The sequence below is a fragment of the Mycetocola spongiae genome (assembly GCF_020424085.1).
Lineage (GTDB): Bacteria > Actinomycetota > Actinomycetes > Actinomycetales > Microbacteriaceae > Mycetocola > Mycetocola spongiae.
Genome location: NZ_CP080203.1, coordinates 1,733,572 through 1,748,972, shown reverse-complemented (window position 1 = coordinate 1,748,972; position 15,401 = coordinate 1,733,572). Strand labels below are relative to the sequence as shown.

Annotated in this window: 16 protein-coding genes; 11 read left to right on the top strand and 5 right to left on the bottom strand. The window is 68.8% G+C overall.

Annotation, left to right across the window (positions count from 1 at the left end; all coding sequences use genetic code 11):
* Nucleotide 1 precedes the first annotated feature (1 nt).
* Both KXZ72_RS07865 and sfnG read left to right on the top strand, forming a co-directional pair.
* On the top strand, nt 2-904 hold the full coding sequence (locus tag KXZ72_RS07865; RefSeq protein WP_226079961.1) for a VOC family protein: 903 nt from the start codon (nt 2-4) through the stop codon (nt 902-904).
* A gap of 64 nt (nt 905-968) precedes the next feature.
* Nucleotides 969-2,078, top strand: a complete 1,110-nt coding sequence (sfnG, locus tag KXZ72_RS07860) for a dimethylsulfone monooxygenase SfnG (RefSeq protein WP_226079959.1) — start codon at nt 969-971, stop codon at nt 2,076-2,078.
* On the opposite strand, the gene KXZ72_RS07855 is transcribed toward sfnG, so the two are convergent.
* The 4 genes from KXZ72_RS07855 to KXZ72_RS07840 form a co-directional block, all read right to left on the bottom strand.
* Complete coding sequence (locus KXZ72_RS07855) at nt 2,075-2,635, bottom strand: GNAT family N-acetyltransferase (protein WP_226079957.1); 561 nt, start codon at nt 2,633-2,635, stop codon at nt 2,075-2,077. The two genes, sfnG and KXZ72_RS07855, sit on opposite strands and share 4 nt — an antisense overlap.
* A gap of 93 nt (nt 2,636-2,728) precedes the next feature.
* Nucleotides 2,729-3,133: a RidA family protein gene (locus tag KXZ72_RS07850; protein WP_226079956.1), complete on the bottom strand. Its 405-nt coding sequence runs from the start codon at nt 3,131-3,133 to the stop codon at nt 2,729-2,731.
* A 39-nt stretch (nt 3,134-3,172) separates the two neighbouring features.
* Entirely contained in the window at nt 3,173-3,916 is a 744-nt protein-coding gene (locus tag KXZ72_RS07845) for an IclR family transcriptional regulator (protein WP_226079954.1), read from the bottom strand.
* Nucleotides 3,913-4,926, bottom strand: coding sequence for a sugar kinase (locus KXZ72_RS07840; protein ID WP_226079952.1), 1,014 nt, complete (start codon nt 4,924-4,926; stop codon nt 3,913-3,915). The genes KXZ72_RS07845 and KXZ72_RS07840 overlap by 4 nt, the downstream gene beginning before the upstream one ends.
* A gap of 156 nt (nt 4,927-5,082) precedes the next feature.
* Between KXZ72_RS07840 and KXZ72_RS07835 the strand changes: the two genes are divergently transcribed.
* The 5 genes from KXZ72_RS07835 to KXZ72_RS07810 all read left to right on the top strand — a co-directional run bounded on the left by KXZ72_RS07835 (nt 5,083) and on the right by KXZ72_RS07810 (nt 11,328).
* On the top strand, nt 5,083-6,417 hold the full coding sequence (locus KXZ72_RS07835; protein WP_226079951.1) for a type III PLP-dependent enzyme domain-containing protein: 1,335 nt from the start codon (nt 5,083-5,085) through the stop codon (nt 6,415-6,417).
* On the top strand, nt 6,398-8,059 hold the full coding sequence (locus tag KXZ72_RS07830) for an N-acyl-D-amino-acid deacylase family protein (RefSeq protein ID WP_226079949.1): 1,662 nt from the start codon (nt 6,398-6,400) through the stop codon (nt 8,057-8,059). Before KXZ72_RS07835 ends, KXZ72_RS07830 begins: the two co-directional genes overlap by 20 nt.
* Nucleotides 8,052-8,687, top strand: coding sequence for a bifunctional 4-hydroxy-2-oxoglutarate aldolase/2-dehydro-3-deoxy-phosphogluconate aldolase (locus KXZ72_RS07825; protein ID WP_226079947.1), 636 nt, complete (start codon nt 8,052-8,054; stop codon nt 8,685-8,687). The genes KXZ72_RS07830 and KXZ72_RS07825 overlap by 8 nt, the downstream gene beginning before the upstream one ends.
* A gap of 73 nt (nt 8,688-8,760) precedes the next feature.
* Entirely contained in the window at nt 8,761-9,747 is a 987-nt protein-coding gene (locus tag KXZ72_RS14750; RefSeq protein ID WP_318999862.1) for a tetratricopeptide repeat protein, read from the top strand.
* A 15-nt stretch (nt 9,748-9,762) separates the two neighbouring features.
* A complete protein-coding gene (locus KXZ72_RS07810) occupies nt 9,763-11,328 on the top strand; it encodes a hypothetical protein (protein ID WP_226079945.1) in 1,566 nt (521 codons plus the stop codon).
* Here the strand turns inward: KXZ72_RS07810 and KXZ72_RS07805 are convergent.
* The gene (locus tag KXZ72_RS07805) at nt 11,265-11,879 is read right to left on the bottom strand and encodes a GNAT family N-acetyltransferase (protein ID WP_226079944.1); all 615 of its coding nucleotides are present in this window, start codon (nt 11,877-11,879) and stop codon (nt 11,265-11,267) included. The genes KXZ72_RS07810 and KXZ72_RS07805 overlap by 64 nt on opposite strands.
* Before the next feature lie 107 nt (nt 11,880-11,986).
* On the opposite strand from KXZ72_RS07805, the gene KXZ72_RS07800 reads away from it, so the two are divergent.
* From KXZ72_RS07800 to KXZ72_RS07785, 4 genes are all read left to right on the top strand, one after another.
* Complete coding sequence (locus KXZ72_RS07800; protein WP_226079942.1) at nt 11,987-12,433, top strand: MaoC family dehydratase N-terminal domain-containing protein; 447 nt, start codon at nt 11,987-11,989, stop codon at nt 12,431-12,433.
* On the top strand, nt 12,430-12,867 hold the full coding sequence (locus tag KXZ72_RS07795) for a MaoC family dehydratase (RefSeq protein WP_226079940.1): 438 nt from the start codon (nt 12,430-12,432) through the stop codon (nt 12,865-12,867). Before KXZ72_RS07800 ends, KXZ72_RS07795 begins: the two co-directional genes overlap by 4 nt.
* Entirely contained in the window at nt 12,864-13,997 is a 1,134-nt protein-coding gene (locus KXZ72_RS07790) for a UDP-N-acetylmuramate dehydrogenase (RefSeq protein ID WP_226079939.1), read from the top strand. The genes KXZ72_RS07795 and KXZ72_RS07790 overlap by 4 nt, the downstream gene beginning before the upstream one ends.
* A gap of 279 nt (nt 13,998-14,276) precedes the next feature.
* On the top strand, nt 14,277-15,392 hold the full coding sequence (locus tag KXZ72_RS07785) for an ABC transporter substrate-binding protein (protein ID WP_226079937.1): 1,116 nt from the start codon (nt 14,277-14,279) through the stop codon (nt 15,390-15,392).
* Nucleotides 15,393-15,401: the final 9 nt, after the last annotated feature.

Sequence of the window (15,401 nt, the reverse complement as noted above, 5' to 3'; positions counted from 1 at the left end):
CATGACCGAAATGGCTCAGGCTATGCACAACGCACGGGTGGAGGTGGACCGCGAGGTCCTCGCCGCCGGAACCGAGATGGGCGTGGTGGAACTGCGCGTGCGCGACCTCGATAAAATGACCGCGTTTTATCACGATGCCGTGACCCTGGACGTACTCGCGGCCTCGGGCGACTCGGTCACGCTGGGCCGCGGCAGCGTCCCGGCACTCGTCCTCAACCGCGAGAGCGACCTGCCCGATCTGAAGATCGGCGATGCCGGCCTGTATCACAGCGCACTGCTCTTCCCGGATCAGGGTGCGCTGGCGCGCTCGGTGGCCAGCGTCGCCACGCGCGCCGCGGGCTCATTCACCGGCAGCGCCGATCACCTCTTTAGCGAGGCCTTTTATTTTGACGACCCCGAGGGCAACGGGCTGGAACTCTACCGCGACCGCCCCGAGGAGCAGTGGATCCGCGAGCCCGATGGCAGCCTGCGCGGGGCCTCCCTCTATCTTGACCCGAATGCCTATCTGCGCGATCACCTGACCGAGGAGATCCTGCAGGCCGCCCCGGCCCAGGGTATGACCCTCGGCCACGTGCACCTGCAGGTGGGTGACCTGGAGCGCGCACGCGCGTTTTATGTGGATACCCTCGGCTTCGAAATTCAGACCGAGATGCCCACCGCCCTGTTTATCTCGGCGGGCGGCTATCACCACCACATCGGCATGAATACCTGGCGCAGCCAGGGGGCCGGACCGCGTGCCGCGGCGCTGGGTCTCGGCCAGGTGAATATCACCGTACCCACCGCCGATGAGCTCGGGGCACTCGCCCTGCGCCTGGAATTTGCCGGGGTCCCGCGCGCCTATGACGGGCAGACGCTGAGCTTCCGCGATCCCTGGGATACCGAGATTCGCGTGGTCCAGGGCTAACCCCGGGCGTCATGTTTTGTCATCCGGGAGGAAAATCCCGGGTGGGGTTTTTAGGCTGTGCCGCATGAGCGAGATCACGACGCGGCGAGACCGCCTGAAATTTGCCTATTGGGTACCCAATGTCAGCGGGGGACTGGTGATAAGCACCGTCCCCCAGCGCACGGGCTGGGACCTCGACTATAACGTGCAGCTGGCGCGCACGGCCGAGGCGGTGGGATTTGATTATGCGCTCAGCCAGGTGCGCTACGCCTCCAGCTATGGGGCGGCCCAGCAGCACGAATCCACCGGCACGAGCCTCGCGCTGCTGCTGGCCACCAAACGCCTGCGGGTGATCGCGGCGGTGCACCCGGGGCTCTGGCATCCCGCGGTACTGGCCAAATTTATTAATACCGCCGACCGGTTCTCGGGCGGCCGCGCGGCCATCAACGTGGTCAGCGGCTGGTTTAAAGACGAGTTCACGGGGCTCGGGGAGCCGTGGCTGGAACACGATGAACGCTATCGGCGCTCGGCCGAGTTTATCGAGGTGGTGCGCCGGCTCTGGACCGAGGAGGCGGTGACCTTCCGCGGGGACTTCTATCGCACCCGCGAGTTCACGCTGCGTCCGGGGCCGGTCCCGGTGCCCGGGCGGGCCCATCCCGAAATCTTCCAGGGCGGAAATTCCACCGCCGCCCGGCTCAACGCCGGGGCCCACGCCGACTGGTATTTTTCCAATGGCACCGATTTTGCGGGCTTCACCGAGCAATACCGGGACGTCACGGCCGCGGCCCGGGCCCATCACCGCACGGTGCGCTTTGGGCTGAACGGCTTTGCGATCGTGCGCGATACCGAGGCCGAGGCCCGGGATCAGCTGCGCGAGATCGTGGCCCATGCCGATACCGAGGCCGTGGCCGGATTCCGGGCGCAGGTCGCGCAGGCGGGGGCCTCCACCGCCGATGGCCGGGGCATGTGGGCCGACTCCGGCGTGGAGGACCTGGTGCAATATAACGACGGCTTCCGCACCCGGCTGATCGGGGAGCCCGAGGCCGTGGCCCGGCGGCTTTTTGCCTATGCCGAGCGCGGGGTGGACCTGATCCTGCTCGGATTCTTACATATGCGCGAGGAGCTGGAGCGCTTCGGCCGCGAGGTGCTGCCGATCCTGCGCGCGCTTGAGGATGAGCGAGACGCCCGCGGTTAGGCCGCGGGGCTGCTCTCGGCCACGCGCGGGGACACGGCCTTGGCCAGCACGTCGAAGCGCAGCGGAAGATCTGCGGTCTCGGGGCGGCGACGGATCTCCGCGGGCAGCTGCCGGATCTCGCCCGTGGGCAGGAAGCCGCGGCGGCCATAATAGGCGACCAGTTCGGGGCGCGGGCCCAGCACGGTCATCTCCAGCGTATGCACGTCCCATGTCTCCGCCACAAACGCCTCCGCGGTGGCCAAGACGTGCCGGCCGATGCCGTTGCCCTGCCCGGTGGGGCGCACGGCAAATAGGCCAAAATAGCCCAGGCCGGGGGCGCGCCGGGTCACATGAGCGCAGGCCATCAGCTCGCCATCGCGCTCGGCCAGCAGGATCTCGCTATCCGCGGCATGCAGCTCGCGGGCCACACCCTCGGCGTCGATGCGGTCGCCGTCCAGCAGATCCGCCTCGCTGGTCCAGCCCTGGCGGCTGGTCTCCCCGCGATAGGCGTGGACAACAAGGTCAACGATTGCCGGGATATCGGCGTCGTCTGCGGTGCGGAAACTGAGGTTGGACATCCCTCAATTATATGGATTGTATACAGGCCGAAAAACCGCGCGGGCGGGGTGGCCGATGATCGCATCGGCCACCCCGCCCGCGCGGGAAATACCCTAGGCCGTGACGGCGAGGGCGTCGATCTCCACCAGCATGACCTCATGCGGCAGGTCCACAAATACGGTGGTGCGCGAGGGCAGCTGGCCGCTCGGAACGTTCTCGGTGATGAACTCGCCGTAGACCTCGTTCATCGCGGGGAAGTCATCGCGCGTGGTGAGATAAACGCGGAACATGATGACATCCTCAACCGAGGAGCCGCCGGCCTCGAGGATGGCCTTCACGTTTTCCAGGGTGCGACGGGTCTGCACCCGCACGTCACCCGCGCCGATATATTCGTTCACGGTCGGATCCATCGGGCCCTGACCGGAGACCTGGAACAGGCCACCCTTCTTGATGCCCTGCGAGAAGACGTGGGCGGGGGCGGGGGCGTTCTCGGTGAGGACGATGGTTTTTTCGCTCATGAGCGGTATTCCTTTCGGTATTACGGGTAGTACGGAAATTTAGGGGCGCCAGCCGAGATCGCGCGAGATCGCGTCCGTCCCGGCGCGCAGGGTGGGCAGCAGATCCAGCAGGCCGGGATAGTCCAGCAGCACCACGGGAACCGAGAACGAGGCGGCGGCCACCACGGCGCCGCTCGCATCGCGGATCGGGGCGGCCACGCAGTGCACAAAGGCCTCGTGCTCGCTGCGATCCTGGGCCCAGCCCTGGGCGGCCACCAGCTCGAGCTCGGCCAGCAGCTGCTCGGGGGTGCCGAGGGTATTTTCGGTCATCCGGACATAGTCGATTCCGGCGGCGATGGTCTCGCGCCGGGCGGCCGGCAGATCGGCGAGGATCACCTTGGCCACGGCCGCCGAATGTGGTGCCGCGGTCAGGCCGATCCGCGAGTACATGCGCACCGGATGCTTGGACTCAAACTTATCGATATAAACAATCTCGGAGCCCTCCATCTCCGCGAGGTGCACGGTATGCCCGGTCTCGCGGTTAAGATCCGCGAGGTGCGGATGGGCGATCGTGCGCAGGTCGCGCTGCTCCAGCGCGAGCGAGGAGAGCTCAAAAAATCGGCGGCCGAGCTGGAACTGCCCGGCGTGATTGCGCACGATAAAATGCTCGCCCTCGAGCGAGTGCAGCAGGCGCATGATCGTGGTCTTATGCACCGCGGCGCCGCTGGCCAGCTCGTCCAGCGTCGCGGGGCGCTGCGCGATCTGTTCCAGAAGCCCCAGGGCGCGCACGAGGCTCTGGCTCATGGCCGCACCGCCAGCGCGGGGCTGCTGATGCCGTGCTCGGCGGAGACGCGCGTGGCGGCCCAGTCCTCCTCGGAGCCGGAGAGGACGGCGTCCAGGATCGCGGCCTCGGGCAGCGTGCCGCGATCCCCGCGCACCGTCAGCGTGCAGGCGGCGCTGAGGTGGCCGCGGCGCAGCGAGGAGCGCGGGTCCAGGCCCATCATGACGCCCGAGAGATAGCCCGCGGCAAACGCGTCTCCCGCGCCCACGGGCTCCAGGACCTCCACGCGCAGCGCGGGCACCTCGATGCGCTCGCCGCCGCGGCGCAGGATCACGGCGCCGGCATCGTCGTTTTTGATCACGATGGTTTCGGGATCGGGCAGCAGCTCGCGCAGGCGCTCCTCCTCCGCGGTGCCAAAGGCGTGCACGGCCTCATCGGCCCCGACCAGCACGATATCGGCGAGGTTGGCGAGCTCGCGCAGCGCCGAGTGATCGCGACCGGCCCAGAGCGCGGGCCGCCAGTTGACGTCAAAGGAGACGAGGCGCTCGGGGCCGCGCGGGGCGCTCAGCAGCGCATGCACCATGTCCCGGCATTCCGGGGACAGCGCGGGGGTGATGCCACTCAGGTGGATCAGGCCGGCCTCGGCCAGGAGGGAGGCCACGGCCGGATCCTTCAGCAGCTCGGGGCTCATCGCGGAGGCGGCCGAGTGTCGCCGATAGTAGAGCACCGAGGCGGGGCTATCCCCGTGCGCGGGCACCTTCACGTAGAGGCCGGTATTGCGGGTGGGGTCCACCTGCACGCCCGTGGTGCCCACGCCGTGGCTCGCGAGCTCGCCCAGGATGCGGGTGCCAAAACCATCGGCGCCGACCCGGCTGATCCAGTGGGTATCCATGCCCATCACGGCCAGGCCGAGGGCCACATTGGACTCCGCGCCGCCCACGCCATAAAACAGTTCCTCGGCTCGTTCCAGGGGAACGTGGTGCGTGGGGGTGACCATGGCCATGGTCTCGCCGATGCAGACTGCTGAACGCATGGAGCCTCGAAACTTCCGTGTTCTGGGGGTGTGGGGGCGGGCCCGCCTCGTCTTGACGGGCGAATCCTGACCATGTTATACATGCAGGGGGCTCGACTGCAACTAGCGTTGCAGTATACGCAATCCATCGGCACGGTAGGGAAAAGAGTGGGCAACATGGCTTCAGCGGCACGCGTAGATACCGAGGCGCTCGCCGCGCTGGACCGCGTGGAACTGGGATGGCGACATAAGGCCATCCCCGCCGATTTCCACGGCCTCACCGCCCGCGCCCTCGCCGCCGGCGGGGCCCGCCTCGGCGATTTCCAAACCCCGCTGCTCGCGCTGGGCCGCGAAGAACTCACCGCGAACCTCAACCGCCTCGCCGCGTGGTGTGACGCCCGCGGCGTGCTGCTCGCCCCGCATGGCAAAACCACGATGGCCCCGCAGCTCTGGGCCGAACAGATCTCCGCCGGTGCCTGGGGCATCTCGCTGGCTAATTCCGCCCAGCTGCGCGTGGCCCGGCACTTCGGCGTGAGCCGCGTGCAGGTGGCCAATAGCCTGACCGATCCGCTCGCGATCCGCTGGCTCGCCGCCACCCAGGGCCCCGAATTTGAGGTGATCTCCTGGGTCGACTCGGTGCAGACCGTGGACCTCATCGAGCGGGAACTCGCCGCCTCTGCCGCGCTGCACCCGGGACAGCCCCCGGTATTCTCGGTGCTCGTGGAGCTCGGCGCGCCCGGCGGACGCACCGGCGCCCGCGGCGCGGACGCTGCCCTCGACGTGGCGCGCGCCGTGCGCGAGTCGACCCACCTGCGCCTCGTGGGCATCGCCGGTTATGAGGGATCACTCGCGCATACCGCCGATGCCGCGGGCCTCTCGGCCGTGCGCGATTATCTCGCCGATCTGGGCGAACTGCATGCCCGCGCGCTCGCCGAGGACCTCTACGCGCCCGGCGTTGACCTGATGGTCACCGCGGGCGGAAGCGCCTATTTTAACGACGTGGTGGACGTGCTCTCGGGCGTGATCCACTCGGGTGACGGCGAGGCGCCGCGCGTGGACCTCGTGATCCGCAGCGGGGCCTATATCGTGCACGACGACGGCTTCTACCGCGAAATCTCCCCGTTCTCCCGGCACGCCGACGACGGCGAACCCCTCGCCTCCGCGATGCACGCCTGGGCGCGCGTGGTCTCCGTGCCCGAGCCCGGCCTCGCGCTGCTCGACGCCGGAAAACGCGATCTGCCCGTGGACGAGGGCCTGCCCGAACCGCAGCTGATCGCCCGCCGGCTCGGCGGCACCGCCGTTCCCCTGCCCGGCGCCAGCATCTCCGCGGTAAACGATCAACACTCCTTCCTGCGCTTTGACCCCGCGGCCACCGCCGTGAATATCGGCGATGTGGTGCGCCTGGGCCTCTCCCACCCGTGCACAGCCTTTGATAAGTGGACGCTGATCCCCGTGTTCTCCGGCGACGCCCGGAACCCCAGCCTGGAGAGCCTTGTCCACACGTTCTTCTAATCCGCCCGCGGATGTGCAGATCGATAACGTCAGCGTTATCGATGGCACGGGTGCGCCCGCCTATCTCGCCGATGTGAGCCTGAGCGGCGGACGCATCGCCGCGATCCTGCGCGTGGGGGGCGGCGAGGGCACGGCCCCCGCGGCGGGTGCCGCCCGGCATATCGACGGCACGGGCCTCGTGCTCTCGCCCGGGTTTATCGATATGCACGCGCACTCCGATCTGCAATTGCTGCTGACCCCCGATCACTATTCCCGGCTGAGCCAGGGCATCACCACCGAGCTGCTGGGGCAGGACGGCCTGTCCTATGCCCCCGTGGACGAGCCCACGCTCGCGGGCGTGCGCCAAAAAATCGCGGGCTGGAACGATAACCCCGCGGATGACGCCGTGTTCTCCTGGCGCGGAGTGGGCGAATACCTGGACCGGCTGGATCGCGGCATCGCGACCAATGCCGCCTATCTGATCCCGCAGGGCACCGTGCGTGCGCTGGTCCGCGGCTTTGGCGACGGCGCGGCCAGCGAGGAGGAGATCCTCGCCCAGTGCGCGCTGATCCGCACCGCGCTGGAAGAGGGGGCCGTGGGCATGAGCTCGGGCCTGACCTATACGCCCGGAATGTATGCCTCCACCGCGGAGCTCGCCCGGCTCTGCGCCGTGGTCGCGGAATACGGTGGGTTTTATGCGCCGCATCACCGCTCCTATGGGGCGGGCGCGCTCGAGGCCTATGCCGAGATGATCGGGCTGAGCGAGGAGACCGGGTGCGCACTGCACCTGTCCCATGCCACGATGAACTTCGCCCCCAATCGCGGGCGCGCCCCCGAGCTGCTGGACCTGATCGACGCGGCCCTGGACCGCGGCGTGGATATCACGCTCGATACCTACCCCTATCTGCCCGGGGCCACAACGCTGTCCGCGATCCTGCCCAGCTGGGCCTCCGCGGGGGGCGATGCCGAGACGATGCGCCGGCTGCGCGATCCGCTGACCCTCGCCCGGATCCGCGAGAACGTGGAAATCTACGGCTCGGACGGCTGCCACGGCGTGATCGCCGAATGGGACACCATCGAGATCTCGGGCGTGCGCAATCCCGAGCTGGCCCCGCTGGTGGGCAAAACCATCCGGCAGATTGCCGGGGAGACCGGCCGCGAACCCTTTGCGGTTTTTGTGGATATTCTGCTGCGCGATGACATGGGCACCGGGATCCTGCAACACGTGGGCCACGAGGAAAACGTGCGCACCATCATGACTCATCGCACCCATACCGGGGGCAGCGATGGCATCCTGGTCGGGGCCAAACCGCATCCGCGCGCCTGGGGCACGTTCCCGCGCTTCCTGGGCCACTATGTGCGCGAGCTGGGCCTGCTGTCCTGGGAGGAGATGATCCACCATCTCACCGGGCGGCCCGCGGCGCGGCTGCGCCTGGACCGGCGCGGGCTGATCCGCGAGGGCTACGCGGCCGATCTGGTGCTCTTTGATCCCCGCACCATCGCGGCCACCGCGACCTTTAACAACCCGCGGCAGGCCGCCGCGGGAATTCATACCGTTTTTGTTAACGGCGTAGCCGCGATCTCGGAGGGCGAGCCCACGGGCGCGCTGGCCGGGCGGGCCCTGCGCCGCACCCCGGAAGGAACCACCAGCCCCCATGAATAACGAAGAATTTATCGGCTATCTTGAGGCCGACCGCACGCTCGCCGTGGTGCGCGCCCCCGAGATCCAGGACGCCGCCGAGCTGTGCCGCGCCCTGGTCGCCGGCGGCATCACGGGTGTGGAACTCACCTATACCACCCCAAATCTGCTGAAGCATGTGGCGCGCGCGGCCGAGACCGTGAGCGAGCACGGCGCGATCATCGGGGTGGGCACGGTCCTCACCGGGGATCAGGCGCGCGCCGCGATCGACGCGGGTGCGCAGTTCCTGGTGACCCCGGGCATCCGCCCCGAGGTGGCGAAGGTCGCGGCCGATGCCGGTATCCCCTTTAGCCTCGGCGCACTCACCCCCTCCGAGGTGGCGCAGGCGCTGGACCTGGGCTCGGCCGTGGTGAAGATCTTCCCGGCGCGGGCACTGGGCCCGGGCTATCTGAAGGACCTGCAGGGCCCCTATCCGGGCGTGAAGCTGCTGCCCTCGGGCGGAATCGACTCAGTCAACGCCAATGAGTATCTGGCCGCCGGGGCCGTGGCCGTATGCTGCGGAACCGCCGTGGTGCCGCCCGCCGTGGTGGCCGCCGGCACGTGGGGCGAGATCACCGCGCGCGCCCGCGCGTTCACCGATATCCTCAACTAGTATTCCGGCCGGGGCGGCCGCCTTCCCCCGGGGAGGCGGCCGCCCCGCGCGGTGCGGGCCCTAAACTGGGCGCATGAATCTGGATGAGCGCCTCGGCAAATTTTGGGATACCGCCGCCCGCACCCAGGACCCCGCGGCGCTGGCCGCGCGCCTGGAAATCGCGCTCGGGGATCTGCCCGAAGAACATGCCGTGCGCGCCTATGAGACGGCCTCGCTGCGGGATTTCCTCGGCCAGGAGGAGGCTGCGATCGGGCTATATCGCGCGGCGCTGGCCGCGACCGGCCCGGGGGAATTGGACCCCGAGCGCCGCGTTCAGGCCCGGATCCAACTCGCCAGCTCCCTGCGTAATACCGGCCGGGCGGGGGAGGCCGCGACGCTGCTCGGGGAGGTAACGCCCACGCCGCTGACCGGGGACGCCCACCGCGCATTCCTCGCGCTCGCCCTACACTCCGCGGGCCGCCCCACCGAGGCGCTGCGGGTTGCGCTGGAGGCGCTTGCCCCGACCCTGCCGCTCTACGGCCGGGCGATCGCCGGCTATGCCGCGGAACTTGAGCCCGGACCGGGCGAGACGCCGGTGCGGCACGTCCTCTCCGCCGGGGGCGGTGACGTGCTGCTGCGCACCGCGCGCGTGGAGGACCTGCCCGCGGTCATCGCGCTGCTGGCCGAGGACTCGCTCGCGGCCGCGCGCGGCGAGAGCGTTGATCCCGCGCGGGAGTCCGCCTATCGGCGGGGATTTGAGCGGATCACCCGCGATCCCGGCAACCTGCTGATCGTGATCGAGCAGGCGGGGGAGATCATCGGAACGCTCCAGTTCACGCTGCTGCCCGGGCTCTCCCGCGGCGGGGCCACGCGCGCGCAGATCGAGGCGGTGCGGGTGCGCTCGGATCGGCGCGGCCTGGGCATCGGGGGCGAGGCGATCGAGTGGGCAGTTTCCGAGGCGCGTGTGCGCGGGGCCACCCTGGTGCAGCTCACCTCGGATGCCGCGCGCGGCGGGGCCCATGCCTTTTATCTGCGCCACGGATTCGTTGCATCACATGTGGGATTCAAGCGGGCGTTATAGAACTATGCTCGGAGGATGCGCGCCGCCCCTCCGAATCAAGATGAGACGGTATTTGGGCGCCGCGCGGCCCCGCTGCGCGAGCTTGCCGGGCTGCTGATCGCGCTCGCTCTGGCGCTGATCGCGGTGTCCCGGCTCGGCGCGAGCCCGCGCGGCGTGCTGCTCTATGAGGACGCCGATTCGGTGCTCCCCGCGCTCGTGGCCGGATCGCTGCGGCACGGCGCCGCCCAGGACTGGGCGCTGTCTCCCGTGCTCTTTGGGCCCGAACTCGCGGTCTACCTGGCGCTCTCGGCGCTGGGCCTCGGGGTGGGGGCCACGCTGGCGCTGAACGCGGTGCTGAACCTGCTGGCGCTCTACGGCGCGTTCAGGCTCGTGGCGCGCGTCGCCGGCGACCGCCTCCCGCGGGCCGCGCGGATTCCCGCCGCCCTGGCCGCGCTCGCCGTGGCCGTGCTGTTTATCCTCCTGGAAACGGATGCCAGCCGCGATGCCCTCGAGGTGGTTTCGCTGCTGGCGACCACCACGTATTACAGCGCCACCGTGATCGGAACGCTGCTGTTTTGCGCCCTCGCGGCACGGACCCTGACCACGCCGGGCCGGCACGGGGCACTCGCGGCCCTCGGCATCATCGCCGTGACCTGCACCGCCTCCAATCCGCTCTTCCTGGCCTGGGCGGTGGCCCCCGTGCTCGCGGTAATGGTGCTCCTGCTCGCGCGCCGCGCGCTGACCCCGCTGACCGTGCGCCGCCCGGTGCTGGTGATCGCCGCGGGAATGCTGCTCGGGCTTGCGCTGCGCATCCCCCTCGCCCGTTTTATTACAGCCGATGGTTCGCTCTATTTTCGGCCCGCCGAGGCCCTCGCCTCCGCGCAATATTATGGGCAGCTGCTGGCCGAGCGCGCGCAGGACCCCGGCGGGGCACTCTCGCTGCTGGCCCTCCTGGCGCTGATCGGGCTGAACCTGATCTGGTCGCTGCGGGCACTGCGCGAGGGCTGGGGCGCGGGCGCGTTCCTGCTCACGCTGGGCTGGCTCGCGCCGCCCGCGCTCCTGCTGGGCTTTATCCTGCTGGGCACCCACGCCGCCCGCTATCTGGCCCCGCTCTGGTTTTTCCCGCTCCTGGCCGTGGTGCTCGCGCCCGCCCTGCTCGGCCGGGTCCGGCTGCCGCCGAGGCCGCGCCTCCTCGGGGCCGCGGCGGGGATCCTGGTGCTGCTGGCAGCGGGTTTTTCCCTCCCCGCGCTGGTCGAGCGTGTGCGCACACCGCACCCCGATATCGGCTGTGTGCTGGACTGGGCGGGCGCCCACGGCGGAACCGGCGCGGGCGAGTTCTGGACCGTGCGCGCCGCGAAGGCCTATGCCGAGGACCCCGCCGATTTTATTCAGGTGGGCGCCACCTGGCTGCCGCGGCCCTGGCTCGTGAACCGCTCCGATTATGACGGCGTGGAGGTCTCGTTCCTGATCACCCCGGCCTGGGCGGCGGCCCCGGATATCGCGGGGGTTCACGCCACGCGCGCGGCCGAGTGTGGGGCCTATGCCCTCTGGGACCTCGGCGCGACCCCGATCCGTTTTCCCGCCGGCACGGCCTCGCGGTAGCGCACCGCGCGGCTCATCGCCACGCGCGGCCAGCGGTCGAGCTCGTGGGTGGCCTCCGCGAGGCGGCGCGCCCCCAGATCGGGACCCAGCTCGGCCTCGGGCAGGACGTCAAAACCCAGCCGCCGATAATAGGCGGCATTCCAGGGCACATCCATAAAGGTGGTGAGCGTGAGCTCGGCAATCCCGCGCCGCACGGCCTCGCGCTCGGCCTCCGCGATCAGCGCCGCCCCGAGCCCGTGACGCGCGGCCAGCGGGTGCACACTGACCTGTTCGATATGCAGCGTGCCGTCCACCAGCCCGGCGAGCAGATAGGCCACCGGTGTGGCATCCCCGGGATGATCGCCGATCGTGGTGATCCAGCACAGTCCGCGGGAGATCGCGGCGGCAAACTCGGATGCGGCGGGCGGATCATCCTCGGCCACGGCGAGCATCCCGATCTCGGCAAAGGGGGCACCCGCGGCGCGTTCGATATTCTGCATGCGCTCGATATCCGAGGCGAGTGCGCGGCGAATCCGGGAATCCTTCTCAAGGGTGAGAACCTGTTCAGTCACACGCTCATGTTAGCCCCGGAAACGCAAAAACACCGGATCATGGGCACTTCCCGGTCGCGGTGGCGCGGAGTACCGTGCGCGGGCGCGACGCACGCTATCCTGAAGGGGTGAGTGTGAATCCCGAATTGCAGGGCCGGACCCTGCCCCCCGCGCCGAGCTATCTGGTGGGCCGCGAGAAGGTGCGCGAGTTTGCGCGTGCCGTTTTTGCCACGAACCCCATCAACCTGGATCCCGAGGCCGCCCGCGCCGCCGGTTATGCCGATGTGGTGGCGCCCCCCACGTTTGCCGTGGTGGTGCAGGAGGGTGCGCTGGCGCAGCTCCTGGCCGAGCCCGATGCCGGAATCGACTTCTCCCGGGTGGTGCACGGCGATCAGCGCTTCACGTTTAGCCAGCCCATCGTGGCCGGGGATGAACTCACCGCGACGCTCACCGTCGCGGCCGTGAAGACCCTCGGTGCACACTCGATGGTGACCGCCGAAACCCAGATCGTGGACGCCCGCGGTGAGCATGTTGTCACCGCGATTTCCACCCTTGTAGTCCGAGGTGACGAATGAGCACTCCCCTCCTGTCCTCCCTGACCGTGGGTGATGTGGTTGCCGAGCGCACTCTCATCCTGACCCGCGATGCCCTCGTGCGCTATGCCGGTGCCTCGGGAGACTTTAACCCCATTCACTATCGCGATGATGTGGCCGCCTCGGTGGGCCTGCCCGGTGTGCTCGCACACGGCATGCTCACGATGGGCCTCGCTGTGCAGCCCGTGGTGGACTGGGTTGGCGATCCCGCGCGCGTGACCGATTATCAGGTGCGGTTCACCCGCCCGGTGCCCGTGGACCCCGAGGCCGGGGCCAGCGTGCAGATCCTCGCCAAGGTGGGCCAGCTCGACGCCGAAAATAATGCCGCCCGCATCGACCTCACCGTGAGCTTCGAGGGCAAAACCGTGCTGGGTAAGGCCCAGGTGCGCATCGCCCTGGGGGCGCCGACCCCGTGAGTGCCCCCGCCACGCTCGCCCAGCTGACCACCCTCGCGGTGGGTGGGCCGATCGCCGAACTCGTGGAACCCACCACGCGCGAGGACCTCATCAATACCGTGCGCGCGGTGTGGTCGGCGGGGGAGGAACCGCTGATCCTCGGCGGGGGCTCCAATCTGCTGGCCTCCGATGACGGCTATGACGGCGTGGTCATCCGGGTGGCCCATCACGGGCTCGAGCAGCTACCTGCCGCGCCCGGCCGGGTGCGGCTGCGCGTGGCCGGCGGTGTGCCCTGGGATGAGCTGGTGGCCCATACCGTAGATCGCGGCTGGAGCGGCATCGAGGGCCTGAGCGGGATTCCCGGCTCGGTGGGTGCCTCACCCATCCAAAATATCGGCGCCTATGGCCAGGAGCTGGCGGCCTCCCTGATCGCCGTGGAGCTGCTGGACCGCTATGCCGAGGAGCCCGAGTGGGTGCCCGCGGCCGACCTGCGGCTGGGCTATCGCACCTCCACGCTGAAGCGACACGGCGGCCTGCCCGCCGAGCGCGAGGCCGTGGTGCTGGGCATCGAGCTGGACCTCGCGGATAACGCGGGCCTGAGCGCGCCCCTGAACTTCCCTCAGCTCTCCTCCGCGCTGGGCGCGGAGCCCGGTTCGCAGCTGCCCGTGCGGCAGATTCGCGATGCGGTGCTTGCGCTGCGCGCGGGTAAGGGCATGGTGCTGGATCCCGCCGACCGCGATACCTTCAGCGCGGGATCGTTTTTTACCAACCCGATCGTGACCGCGGCCTTTGCCCGCACGCTGCCCGCCGAAGCCCCGCGCTGGCCCGAGCCCGGCGTCGAGCCGGAGCCCACCGTGATCGCCCTGGACCACTATGTGGGGGAGCTTCCCCCGCTGGCCACCACGCGCGCGCCCGAGCTGGTCAAGCTCAGCGCCGCCTGGCTGATCGAGCATGCGGGGGTGGGCCGCGGGTTCCGACTGCCCGGCTCGAATGCCGCGATCTCCGGCAAGCACACCCTCGCACTGACCAATACCGGCCATGCCACCGCGCGCGAGATCGCGAGCCTCGCGCTCTATGTGCAGTCGATGGTGGAAAACGAGTTTGGTGTGCGCCTGATGCCCGAGCCCGTGCTGGTGGGCCTGGAGCTCTAGGCGCGCTTCCGGGCCCAAATCCGGGTGCCCCGGGCACCCGGATTTGCACCCAAAGTCGGGGGCCGCTCCCGGAGAAAAACCGCGAAATATCGCGGTTCTGAGGCGTTTTCCAGGCGGCCCCACACACCGCGGAGAAACCTTTTCCCGCGCGTTAATCTGCCGTTTCCCCGGCGTCCAGCGCGGGTATCCCGGCGTTGATAGCGTCACCTTCGTGGGCGATCGGTCAGCTCAGGTCCGTAACAGCGCGGGCCACCGACATCGCCCTCCAACGGAGGAATAATGAAGGTTCAGCGCGCATGGCTTGTTGCCGTTTCGGCGGCGGCGGTTGTAGCTCTCGGACTCACCGGTTGCTCGGCCTCGGCCGACACCACTGACGGCACCTCGGCGGCCTCGGCCACCTCGGCCAAGGACCTCGGAGGGCTGGATAAGCTCGTCGAGGCGGCCCAGAAGGAGGGCACGCTGAACGTTATCGCGCTGCCCGAGGACTGGTCCAACTACGGCAAGATCATCAAGGCCTTTGAAGAGAAGTATAAGATCACCGTAAAGTCGGCCAACCCCGATGCGTCCAGCGCCGAGGAGATCAAGGCCGCGAAGGACCTCAAGGGCCAGGACACCGCCCCCGATGTTTTTGACCTCGGAGCAGCCGTAACCCTCGCCAATGTTGACCAGTTTGCGCCCTATCAGGTCGAGAACTGGGCCGATATCCCCGATGCCAATAAGGAAAAGACCGGCCTCTGGGTCAACGACTATACCGGTGTGATGTCGATCGGTTATGACTCCAAGGTTGTGCCCGAGCCCACGAAGCTTGAGGACCTCCTGGGTGCCGACTATAAGGGCAAGGTTGCCATCAACGGCGACCCGACCCAGGCCGGTGCCGCGTTTGCAGCGGTGGGCTTTGCCGCGCTGCACAACGGCGGAACCCTCGATGACTTCGGTGCCGGAATCGACTTCTTCGCCGAGGTAAATAAGGCCGGAAACTTCCTGCCCGTGGACCCCACCCCCGCCACGATCGCCTCGGGTGAGACCCCCGTGGTTTTCGACTGGAACTATAACAACCTCGCCCAGACCAAGGCCGTTCCGTCCTGGAAGACCGTGATCCTCGACGGTGCCGCTTATGGCACCTATTACAGCCAGGCCATCAATAAGGACGCCCCGCACCCCGCGGCCGCCCGCCTCTGGCAGGAATTCATCTACGGCGAGACCGCGCAGAACCTCTACCTCGAGGCCGGCGCAATCCCCGCAACCCTCGCCGCGATGGACGAGGCCGGAACCGTGAATAAGGCTGCACTGACCGCCGCCGATGTTGACCCCACCGCGCTTGTGCAGCCCAACGCCAAGCAGACCGAGGGTGCCGGAAAGCTCCTCGGCGAAAAGTGGGCGGCAGCGGTCAAGTAGATGACCGTT

Bases quoted from the DNA above. Each gene is read 5' to 3' on its own strand.
- KXZ72_RS07865 (WP_226079961.1), top strand. From the start codon at position 2: ATGACCGAAATGGCTCAGGCTATGCACAACGCACGGGTGGAGGTGGAC.
- sfnG (WP_226079959.1), top strand. From the start codon at position 969: ATGAGCGAGATCACGACGCGGCGAGACCGCCTGAAATTTGCCTATTGG.
- KXZ72_RS07855 (WP_226079957.1), bottom strand. From the start codon at position 2,635: ATGTCCAACCTCAGTTTCCGCACCGCAGACGACGCCGATATCCCGGCA.
- KXZ72_RS07850 (WP_226079956.1), bottom strand. From the start codon at position 3,133: ATGAGCGAAAAAACCATCGTCCTCACCGAGAACGCCCCCGCCCCCGCC.
- KXZ72_RS07845 (WP_226079954.1), bottom strand. From the start codon at position 3,916: ATGAGCCAGAGCCTCGTGCGCGCCCTGGGGCTTCTGGAACAGATCGCG.
- KXZ72_RS07840 (WP_226079952.1), bottom strand. From the start codon at position 4,926: ATGCGTTCAGCAGTCTGCATCGGCGAGACCATGGCCATGGTCACCCCC.
- KXZ72_RS07835 (WP_226079951.1), top strand. From the start codon at position 5,083: ATGGCTTCAGCGGCACGCGTAGATACCGAGGCGCTCGCCGCGCTGGAC.
- KXZ72_RS07825 (WP_226079947.1), top strand. From the start codon at position 8,052: ATGAATAACGAAGAATTTATCGGCTATCTTGAGGCCGACCGCACGCTC.
- KXZ72_RS14750 (WP_318999862.1), top strand. From the start codon at position 8,761: ATGAATCTGGATGAGCGCCTCGGCAAATTTTGGGATACCGCCGCCCGC.
- KXZ72_RS07810 (WP_226079945.1), top strand. From the start codon at position 9,763: ATGCGCGCCGCCCCTCCGAATCAAGATGAGACGGTATTTGGGCGCCGC.
- KXZ72_RS07795 (WP_226079940.1), top strand. From the start codon at position 12,430: ATGAGCACTCCCCTCCTGTCCTCCCTGACCGTGGGTGATGTGGTTGCC.
- KXZ72_RS07785 (WP_226079937.1), top strand. From the start codon at position 14,277: ATGAAGGTTCAGCGCGCATGGCTTGTTGCCGTTTCGGCGGCGGCGGTT.